Source organism: Micromonospora inaquosa, assembly GCF_003857055.1.
Lineage (GTDB): Bacteria > Actinomycetota > Actinomycetes > Mycobacteriales > Micromonosporaceae > Micromonospora > Micromonospora inaquosa.
In genome coordinates this window covers 49,803-59,563 of the sequence record NZ_QGSZ01000201.1, presented here as the reverse complement: position 1 = coordinate 59,563, position 9,761 = coordinate 49,803, and the positions used below count along the sequence as shown (strand labels likewise).

Genomic DNA, 9,761 nt, shown 5'->3' with positions numbered 1-9,761 from the left:
GGTGGTTAGGGGGTGTAGTGCTGGTCGTGGGCTTGGCGGGAGCCACAGACCTCGGCGCGGGAGCACATGGAGCGGGAGCCGTCCGCGTCCAGGCGGACGGTCACCGCGTCGCGGGGAACGCTGTGACCGACCACGCGGCCCTCACCCTCCGGCGTGGAGACCCGACTGCCGACAGCCGGGGCGGTCTCCTGAAAGCGCTGGTACAGCGGGTGTTCGTACTTGAGGCAACACATCAGCCGGCCACACGCGCCGGAGATGCGCAACGGGTTGAGCGGCAGGTCCTGGTCCTTCGCCATCCGGATCGTCACCGGCTCGAAGTCGGTGAGGAACGTGGCGCAGCACAGGTCCCGACCGCAGGAGCCGATGCCGCCCTGAACCCGCGCCGAGTCGCGTGCGGAGAGTTGGCGCAGCTCCACCCGGCAGTGCAGGGTCGCGCCCAGGTCGCGGACCAGGGATCGGAAGTCCACCCGGTGCGGGGCGGTGAAATATACGATGCTGCGCTCACCGCCGCTCTCGGCGGAACCGAGCACGTGGTCGACCGCCACCACCTTCATCGGCAGGCCGTGCGAGCGGATCAGCCGTTTCGCGGCCACCTTCGCCTCGGCCTTGCGCCGACGCAACGCCTCGTCCCGGCGCAGGTCGTCGTCGCCAGCCAGCCCCACCAGGCGCGGGAAACCGTCGGTCTCCTCGGTCACCCACTGCGCGGCCCACACGCACTCCGCCACCTCGGGCCCGTCATCGGTGGGCACCAGCACCCGGTCGCCCACCTGCGGGCGCAACTCACCCGGGTCGAGGTAGTAGAGCCGCCCGTACCGGTTGAAGCTGACCGCGCAGAGCATGCCCATCCCCCCACCCTACGACGGGTCGCGGCGCAGGGCGCACCGACCGGCTGCGCCCTGCTGCCATTCATGGCCGTCGACTCGACCCATTGCCGGGCGTCCCGTCGTCCCGTTGCTCCTCGCCCGGACGGTTGAATCCGGGGCCGGGCAGGAGACAGATCGTGCCTCGGCGGCGTTGAGTGGAGGCAGACCTGCGGGGGGTGCAGGGGGAAGACCACGGCGTCGCCGTGGACGCCGGCTCAGGTCGGGCGCCCACGAGCGACGCCGTGGCCTGTCCGGCGGAACACGGCCACGGCCGGAAACGGAAGGGGCGACGCGGACCACCGCCGGAGGGCCGCGATCCGGTTACCAGCCGACCCGGGTGGGCTGGTCGTAGCGGGGTCGCCCGTCCGTCGGCGGACGCCACGCGGACTCGGCCAGGCTCGGCGCCCACTGCCGCAACAGCGTCTCCGCGCCGTCGTACGCGACGCAGAGCACCGCCAACACCCGTGCGGCGATCTCGGCCGCGTCGGCCACACCGGGCCCGACCGGCCCGGGGCGCGTCGACGCACCGGTGGCGGTGGCGCTGACCACGGCGACCGCTTCGGCGGAGCGGAGCACGTCGGCCAACGTGCGGGCCAGCGCGAGACGGCTGCCTTCCACCCAGTCGGCGAGGGCGTCGGCGTATCCGGCGGTGGATTCGAGTCGCCCGACCAGGCTGTCCGGACCCTCGTCGAGGTGGCGCAGCAGCGCGGCCCGCTGTTGCCCGTACGCCGTGGCGGCCGCGCCGGACCAGAGCACCGAGTCGGTGAGCGCGGCGGAGACGTCGTCGTACCCCCGGACGAGCCGGCGCACCGCGTGCCCGGCGCTGGCGAGCGGCACCGGGTGCAGGTCGAGGAAGCCGCGGACCGCGTCGCCCGGCAGCACCTGCATGCGGCGCAGCAGCGGCCAGACCGGGTGCCCCTCGGGCACGCCGGCCGCGATCAGCGTGTCCACCCGGCGGAGCAGGTCGAGGCCGGGCTCGGCGAGCCGGTCGAGCGCGTCCATCACGGTTCCCCGGTGAGCCGGCGGCGGGCCGCCCGGTCGACCTCGGCGTAACGGTCGGCGGCCTCTCGCACCGCCGCCGCGGCGGCGGCCAGTCGACCGGCGGCTGCGCGGGCCTCCCGGGCCCGGTCGTCGGTGGCGGTGGTCCACTGCCGGTGCAGCGCCCGACCGATCTCACCCGGGCGGCCCGGCGCGTCGGCGCCGAACGCGGCCTGGGCCGGATCGCAGGCGGTGACGGTGTGCGAAACGAGGGTGAGCGTGGCGCTCGCCTCGTCCAGTCGGGCGGAGAGCGCGCGCAGTGTGTCCATCTCAGGCCCCCGCGAGCGGTCGGTAGGCGGCGAACGTCTCGTTGTGCAGCTTTTCCCGGGCCCATTCGGCGGCGTCGGCCGCCGCGGTGACCGCCGCCTGCACGGAACCGGCCACGTCGCGCGGGCTGCGGGTGTGCAGCGGCCCGAGGAACCGGACGTCGGTGATCCGTCCACCGGCGGTGACCACCACCTCGACCAGACCGTCGGGCGAGCGGACGGTCACCTCGACGGTCGACACCGCCTGGTCGAACTCGGCCTGGAGGGACTCGATCCGGCGGTAGCGTCGCACCGCCTCCTCGATCCAGGCTTCGTCGATCTCCCCCCGCGGCATCGGCGGACTCCTCCCGGGCGATCCATTACTCAGTGTGCTGCCACCGTCACCACGGCACACGGACCGTACCGCACCGCAATCGGGCCTGTCGATGCCTGTGGACAACGCCGGGAAGGCGCGGGTCAGCCCTTCCAGAGGGCGAGCATCATCGCCTCGACCGCGATCCGCGGCTTGACGTTCGCCTCGATCGCCGCACGGCAGGCGAGCACCGCCTCCAGCCGACGCAGCGACCCCTCGGCGTCCCACTTCTGGGCGCCGGCGCCGGCCAGCGCGGCGGTGTCGGTGTGCACCGGGGCGACGGGCGCGCGCAGCGCCATGGTGAGCGCGTCCCGGTAGAAGCCGGCCAGGTCGACCAGCGCCCGGTCCAGGGCGTCGCGCTGGGCCCGGGTGGCCCGGGACTTCTGCCGCTTCTCCAACTCCTTGAGCTGCCCGGCGGCACCCCGGATCGCGCCGGCCGCGCCCCGGCCGGTGCCGCCCGCGCCGAGCGCGGTCTCCAACGCCGCCCGCTCGGTCGTGTCGGACTCGGTGACCGACGCCTCGGCCTCCGCCTCGGCCGCCTCGATCAGCGCGGACGCCGCATCGAACGCCGCGCCGACACCGGTCAGCCGGCGGGGCACCGCGAGCACCGCCTCGCGCCGTTTGCGGGCCTCCGGGTCGCGGGCCAACCGGCGGGCCCGACCCACGTGACCCTGCGCGGCGGCCGCCGCCCACTGCGCCACGTCGGGCGTGATGCCATCCCGACGAACCAGCACCTCGGCCACCGCGGCGGCCGGCGGCTGCCGCAGGGGTACGACCCGACAGCGCGACCGGATGGTCACCGAGATGTCGTCCGGGTGGGTGGACGGCGCGCAAAGCAGGAAGACCGTCCGCGGTGGGGGTTCCTCGATCGCCTTGAGCAGCGCGTTGCCGGCGGCCTCGGTGAGCCGGTCGGCGTCCTCGATGACCACCACCTGCCAGCGCCCACCGGACGGGGTACTGGCGGCGCGGAGCACCAGCGCGCGCATCTCGCCGACGCCGATGGAGAGCCCTTCCGGCACCACCATCCGCACGTCCGCGTGGGTGCCGCCCATCGTGGTGTGGCAGCCGGGGCACTCACCGCAGCCGGTGCCGTGCACGCACTGCAGTGCGGCGGCGAACGCCCGGGCGGCAACCGAGCGGCCGGAGCCGGGTGGCCCGGTGAAGATCCACGCGTGCGTCATCCCGGACGACGGGTCCATTTCACCGGCGGCCGGCGCGGGCTCCTCATCGCTGGCCGGGCTGGCGGCGACCAGTGCGGGTGCCCGGTCGGCCGCGCCAGCCCGCAGCACGGCGGCGGCTGCGGCTGCGGCGCGGCGCAGCTCGACCACCGCCTCGTCCTGACCGACCAGGTCGGCGAAGACGTCCGACATCAGGTCTTGTGCTCCATCGTCACCAGCTCCGCGTCGGATAACTCAGGCTGCACCGAGGTGTCCGGGCCCTGCGCCGGTCGCGGGTGCACGATGCCGCCCGGCTTCCCGAGCATTTCCTCGACCCGCCGGACCACCAGCCCGTTGATCTCGTCGACCGGTCGGGAAGCGTCGAGCACCAGGTAGCGCTTCGGGTCGGCGGCGGCGAGGTCGAGGAACGCGTACCGGACCCGCTCGTGGAAGGCGATCGACTCGGCCTCCAGGCGGTCGGTGCCGGTGTTGCGCGAGGCCACCCGGGACAGGCCGGTGTGCGGTTCGACGTCGAGCAGCACCACCAGATCGGGCTTGAGCCCACCGGTGGCCCAGGAGGAGAGCCAGGAGACCTCGTCGACGGGCAGCGTCCGGCCGGCGCCCTGGTACGCCAGGGACGAGTCGACGTACCGGTCACTGATCACCACACCGCCCCGGACCAGCGCGGGCCGGACGACGGTGGCCACGTGGTGCGCCCGGTCGGCGGCGTAGAGCAGCGCCTCGGCCCGGGGGGAGGGCGCGTCGTCGCCGGAAGTGTCCAGCACCAGCGACCGGATCCGCCGACCGACCGCGGTGGCCCCGGGTTCACGGGTGACCACGACGTCGCGCCCCTGGCCGCGCAGCCGCTCGGCGAGCGCGGCGAGCTGGGTGGACTTGCCGCCACCCTCGCCGCCCTCGAACACCACGAACAGCCCGGCGGAGACGAACGGCTCGGCCGGCATCAGCGGACGACCCCGGATGGAGCCCCAGAGGTCGGCGAGAACGGGGACGCCCTTCTTGTCGTCCATCTGGCCGAAGGCGCTGATGCCGGCGAAGATGCCGGCGGCACCGGCGGCGAGCAGCAGCAGTCGAGTGGATGAGATGGAAATGCCCAGGTCGGCGATGGTCAGCTTGCGGGAGCCGCCGACGCCGACCAGCAGGCTGCTCAGCCCGATGGCCAGGATCAGCACCAGCCGGGTGCCGATCTGCACCACCGCGAAGACCCGGCCGCGTACCTCGTCCTTGATCTCGCCACCGAGCAGGGTGGTGCCGGCCAGGAAGGCCATGCCGGCGCCGGCACCGACCAGCACCGCGCCGACGATCGCCATGGACAGGTGGATGGCGAAGGCGAGGGTCATCACGGCGGCGCTCGCCAGCACGATGCTCATGCCGAACCACCGGCGCCGGGACATCTCCTTGACGACCATCGGGCCGAGGCCGATGCCGAGGGCCAGGCCGACGAAGATGGCGCCGAAGAGCAGGAAGAAGGCGGCGTCGCCGGCGCCGAGTGAGGCAGCGAAGAACTTGGCCGTGCCGATCACGATGCCGCCGCCGGCGAACGCGCCGAAGATGCCGAGCACCAGGCCGCGGACGAGCCGGGTCTGGCCGATGTACTTCCAGCCCTCGGCGAACTGGCGCCGCATGCTCTGCTCGTGGCGCTGCCGATCGCCGGTCTGCGCCTGGCTGATCTCCTTGATCCCGAAGGCCACCACGAGGGCGGTGGCCAGCCGGGAGAAGGAGTTGACCCAGAGCGCGAGCTGGGCGGGCTCCGCCCAGCCGAGGTCGCCGCCGACGAGGGCCCGGACGCTGCGGTCGAGCGCCGCGGCGACCAGCGCCGCGAGGATCGGGGTGAGGCCGTACGTGGTGATCAGCGTGAGCTGGTTGGCCGCCTCCAGCCGGGCGCGCGGGATCAGGTTGGGGACCGCGGCCTCCTTGGCCGGAATCCAGATCAGCGTGATCGACTCGATGAGGAAGGTGGCGACGGTCGCCCAGAGGACCACCACCGCGCCGCTCGCCCCGGCCAGCGCCACCATCGGGATCGAGGCGAAGAGCACGAACCGGAGCACGTCACAGATGACCATCGTCCAGCGTCTGTCGAACCGGTCGGCGAGCACGCCGGCGATCGGCCCGAGCACCAGCGCGGGCAGCAGCCGGATGGCGATAACGCCACCGAAGGCCGCGCCCTTCGCGGTGCTGCCCTGCACCTGGGAGGCGGCGAAGACCGAGGTGGCCAGCAGGCCGAGCCAGTCACCGAAGGAGGCCGCGCCGAGCACGATCCAGAGCCGGCGGAACGGCTGGATGCGCAGCACGGACCGGATGGCGGCATAACCGGATGGATCTACCTGACCACCGCTGGACGGGTTGGCGGCGTTGCCTGACTGGTCGCTCGATCGCGACACGCCGGGCGACTCGCCGCTGTTCTGGCTTTCGATGGCCGTACCTCCACGTGCCGGCCCATCGCTGGGCACCTCCGGTGCAACACTCTAGACCCGGTGGGGGGCCACCCCCCGGGCGACATTCTCCTGCTCGCTGAGCCTAGGCCGCCGAAGGTACCGGCCGCAGCCCGGACGTACGCGAGGGTATTTCGCATTCTTCGTCAGACAGTTAGCGTGCACACGTGGCCATCGAAAGCGACAAACTTCGCGAGCGCCTGGATCGGGCGACTGCCCACCTCGACCCCCCGTACGCGGTGGTCGACCTCACCGCCTTCGACGCCAATTCGGTCGCCCTGGCCGATCGTGCCGCCGGAAAGCCGGTCCGCCTCGCCAGCAAGTCGGTCCGCAGCCGAGAGTTGATCAGCCGGGCTCTCGCGCGTCCCGGCTGGCAAGGCGTGATGGCGTTCACCCTGCCCGAGGCGATCTGGCTGGTCCACGCCGGCGTCAGCGACGACGTGCTGGTCGCGTACCCGAGCGCGGACCGGGCCGCCCTCACCGAGCTGGGCGCCGACCCGACGCTCGCCGCGGCGATCACCCTGATGATCGACGGCACCGGCCAACTCGACCTCATCGACGCCATCAGACCCCCGGGGCAGCGCGCCGAGCTACGGCTCTGCCTGGATCTGGACGCCTCCTGGCGACCACTGCGTGGCCGGGTGCACGTCGGCGTCCGCCGCTCACCGGTGCACAGCGCCCGGGCAGCCGGCGCGCTCGCCGCCGCCGTCGCCGGTCGGCCCGGCTTCCGGCTGGTCGGGCTCATGTCGTACGAGGCGCAGATCGCCGGCCTGGGCGACGCGCCGCCGGGGCAGACGCTGCTGGCCGGCGCGATCAGGCTGGCCCAGCGCGGGTCGTACCGCGAGTTGCTGGCCCGCCGTGGTGCGGCGGTGGCCGCGGTACGCGAGCACGCCGACCTGGAGTTCGTCAACGGCGGCGGCACCGGCAGCGTGGCCGCGACCAGCGCCGATCCCGCGGTCACCGAGGTCACCGCGGGGTCGGGCCTGTACGGGCCGACGTTGTTCGACGCGTACCGCGCCTGGCGGCCCACCCCGGCGGCCTTCTTCGCCTGCGCGGTGGTCCGCCGACCGACGCCGGAGCTGGCGACGGTGCTCGGCGGCGGCTGGATCGCCTCCGGCCCAGCCGCCGACAGCCGGCTGCCCCGGCCGTGGTTGCCGGCGGGGCTGAAACTGGTCGGCACCGAGGGCGCCGGCGAGGTGCAGACTCCGCTGTCCGGGGCGGCGGCGGCCGATCTGCGCGTCGGCGACCGGGTGTGGTTCCGGCATGCCAAGGCAGGTGAGCTGTGCGAACGGGTCAACGAGCTGCACCTGGTCGAGGGGGACGCGGTGGTGGCGACCGTCCCCACCTACCGGGGTGAGGGGCAGGCCTTCCTCTGAAGCCGGGCAGCCGCCCCCGCCGCCGGCCGAGACCCGCGCCCGCGTCGACTCAGACGGCCGGGGCCACCTCGGCTTGCTTCCCGACGGTGGACCGGCCGCTGTCCGGGCCGTCGACCTGGCGGTGCAGGTACTCCCGGATCAGCGCCTTCGCCTCCAGCAGCACCCGCTCGTCGCCGTCGGACTTCCGACGGAACGCGAGTTTGATCAGCGCGTCCGCCGCCTCGACCGCGATCTCCAGCACGAAGCGCAGTTTGGGTACGTCGGTGAGCCCGAAACGCTCGGTGAGCACCCGGGCCAACTGGTCGGCGATCACGCCGTTGTTGTCCCGCTGCTCGTCGAGCAGGTGCAGGTCGACCACGTCGCCGAAGTGCAGGGTACGGAAGCCGGGGACGGTGCGGTGCATCGTGATGTACTCGTCGATGCCCGCGTCGACGCCATCCCACCAGTGGGTCATCTCGTCGGACGCGAACCGCTCGTCGAGGCGCTGGAGGTAGGACTCCATGGTCCGCAGGGTCAACGCCTGCACGATCGCCCGTTTGTCCGGAAAGAACTGGTAGACCGACCCGATCGCCACCTCGGCCCGCTCGGCGAGCAGGGTGGTGGTCAGTCCCTCGTACCCCACCTCGTCGACGAGTTCGGCGCAGGCATCCAACATGCGCTGTACCCGCGCGACACTTCGACCTTGCACCGGTACGCGGCGCAGCGGCCCGGTCGTGGCGGCTGGTGTGGACACTCTGCGCCACCCCCCTTCGACGGATGAACATATCTCCACGTCACGAGTCCGTGACTACCGGTACAACGAGCGGATCGCAATTGCGGTATTTACCAGCTAGAACGTTCCTGATATGAAGTCAGTTCATATTCATGAATGAGGAGTGCGCATGGTCCGCACCACACCGCCCAGGGTTGGATGGTCCAACTGGGCCGGGAACCAGCGTGGCAGCGCCAGCGCGATCCTGCGCCCCGGCTCGCCGACCGACGTCGCAGAAGCCGTCCGATCTGCCGTGGCCGACGGCGCTCGGATCCGGGTGACGGGCAGCGGCCACTCGTTCACCGCCGTCGCACTGGCCGACGACCGTCGGATGGACCTGTCCGAACTGGACACCATGGTCAGCGTGGACGTCGCCCAACGGCTCGTCACCGTGCCGGCGGGAATGACCCTGCACGCCCTCAACGGCCTGCTCGCCCGGCACGGCCTCGCGCTGCCCAACCTCGGCGACATCGACGCGCAGACCGTCGCCGGCGCGATCTCCACCGGCACCCACGGCACCGGCGCCGGCTACGGGTGCCTCTCCACCTTCGTCGAGGCGATCACCCTGGTCACCGGCACCGGCGAGGTGCTGCACTGCACCGCCGACGAACATCCCGACGTCCTCGCCGCCGCCCGGGTGTCACTCGGCGCACTCGGCGTCCTGGTCGAGGTGACCCTGCGCTGCGTGGACGCCTTCGTCCTGCGCGCCCACGAACGCCCAGCCGAACTGGCCGACGTGCTCGGCGAACTGCCCGAACTGATCGGCCGGCACGACCACGTCGAGTTCTACTGGTTCCCGTACACGACCCGGGTCCAGGTCAAGGCCAACGACCGGGTACCCGTCAACGACCGGCCGCTGTCCCGTTGGCGCGGCTGGATGGACGACGACTTCCTGTCCAACACGGTCTTCGCCGGGGCCTGCCGACTCGGCCGAGCCGTGCCCGCGCTGGCCCCCGGAATCAGCGCAGTCTCCGCGCGCGCCCTCACCGAACGCCAGTACACCGGCCGCTCCGACCGGGTCTTCTGCACCCCGCGCCGGGTCCGCTTCATGGAGATGGAGTACGGCCTGCCCCGCGAGGCGTTACCGGAGGCACTCGCCGCGCTCCAACGCATCGTGGACGGCCTGCCGTTCAAGGTGCTCTTCCCGGTGGAGGTGCGATTCACCGCCCCCGACGACATCTGGCTGTCGCACGGCTACGGCCGGGACAACGCCTACATCGCCGTACACCAGTACGTCGGCATGCCGCACGAGCCGTACTTCCGGGCCTTCGAGGACGTGGCCACGGGGCTGGGCGGTCGCCCACACTGGGGCAAGCTGCACTACCGCGACGCCGCCTCGCTGGCCACTGCCTACCCCCGCTTCCCGGACTTCCAGGCAGTCCGCGACCGCCTCGACCCCCACCGCATCTTCACCAACCCCCACCTGAACCACATCCTCGGGGCCTGATGACCCCCGGCGGTGCGCGCCGGCCGCGAGTTGTCGAACGCGCGCTAGAGGGCGAGGTCGT

9 protein-coding genes are annotated in these 9,761 nt (G+C 72.6%); 2 read left to right on the top strand and 7 right to left on the bottom strand.

Annotated features, from left to right (window positions below):
- Positions 1–5: 5 nt before the first annotated feature.
- The 6 genes from DLJ59_RS14455 to tmk all read right to left on the bottom strand — a co-directional run bounded on the left by DLJ59_RS14455 (position 6) and on the right by tmk (position 5,985).
- Positions 6–845 (bottom strand): PSP1 domain-containing protein, encoded by an 840-nt coding sequence (locus DLJ59_RS14455; RefSeq protein WP_124773022.1) that lies wholly within the window; start codon positions 843–845, stop codon positions 6–8.
- 339 nt (positions 846–1,184) lie between these two features.
- Positions 1,185–1,865, bottom strand: coding sequence for a hypothetical protein (locus DLJ59_RS14450; protein WP_124773021.1), 681 nt, complete (start codon positions 1,863–1,865; stop codon positions 1,185–1,187).
- Positions 1,865–2,170 (bottom strand): hypothetical protein, encoded by a 306-nt coding sequence (locus DLJ59_RS14445; RefSeq protein ID WP_124773020.1) that lies wholly within the window; start codon positions 2,168–2,170, stop codon positions 1,865–1,867. The genes DLJ59_RS14450 and DLJ59_RS14445 overlap by 1 nt, the downstream gene beginning before the upstream one ends.
- Position 2,171: 1 nt before the next feature.
- Positions 2,172–2,501 (bottom strand): YbaB/EbfC family nucleoid-associated protein, encoded by a 330-nt coding sequence (locus DLJ59_RS14440; protein WP_007454690.1) that lies wholly within the window; start codon positions 2,499–2,501, stop codon positions 2,172–2,174.
- 122 nt (positions 2,502–2,623) lie between these two features.
- Complete coding sequence (locus DLJ59_RS14435; protein WP_124773019.1) at positions 2,624–3,889, bottom strand: DNA polymerase III subunit delta'; 1,266 nt, start codon at positions 3,887–3,889, stop codon at positions 2,624–2,626.
- The gene (tmk, locus tag DLJ59_RS14430; protein WP_124773018.1) at positions 3,889–5,985 is read right to left on the bottom strand and encodes a dTMP kinase; all 2,097 of its coding nucleotides are present in this window, start codon (positions 5,983–5,985) and stop codon (positions 3,889–3,891) included. The genes DLJ59_RS14435 and tmk overlap by 1 nt, the downstream gene beginning before the upstream one ends.
- Positions 5,986–6,293: 308 nt before the next feature.
- On the opposite strand from tmk, the gene DLJ59_RS14425 reads away from it, so the two are divergent.
- Positions 6,294–7,502 (top strand): amino acid deaminase/aldolase, encoded by a 1,209-nt coding sequence (locus tag DLJ59_RS14425; protein ID WP_124773017.1) that lies wholly within the window; start codon positions 6,294–6,296, stop codon positions 7,500–7,502.
- 49 nt (positions 7,503–7,551) lie between these two features.
- On the opposite strand, the gene DLJ59_RS14420 is transcribed toward DLJ59_RS14425, so the two are convergent.
- Entirely contained in the window at positions 7,552–8,157 is a 606-nt protein-coding gene (locus DLJ59_RS14420; RefSeq protein ID WP_124773016.1) for a TetR/AcrR family transcriptional regulator, read from the bottom strand.
- Positions 8,158–8,383: 226 nt separating this feature from the next.
- On the opposite strand from DLJ59_RS14420, the gene DLJ59_RS14415 reads away from it, so the two are divergent.
- Positions 8,384–9,700 carry a D-arabinono-1,4-lactone oxidase gene (locus DLJ59_RS14415; protein WP_124773015.1) on the top strand — a complete coding sequence of 439 codons (1,317 nt, stop codon included), beginning with the start codon at positions 8,384–8,386 and terminating at the stop codon, positions 9,698–9,700.
- Positions 9,701–9,761 lie beyond the last annotated feature (61 nt).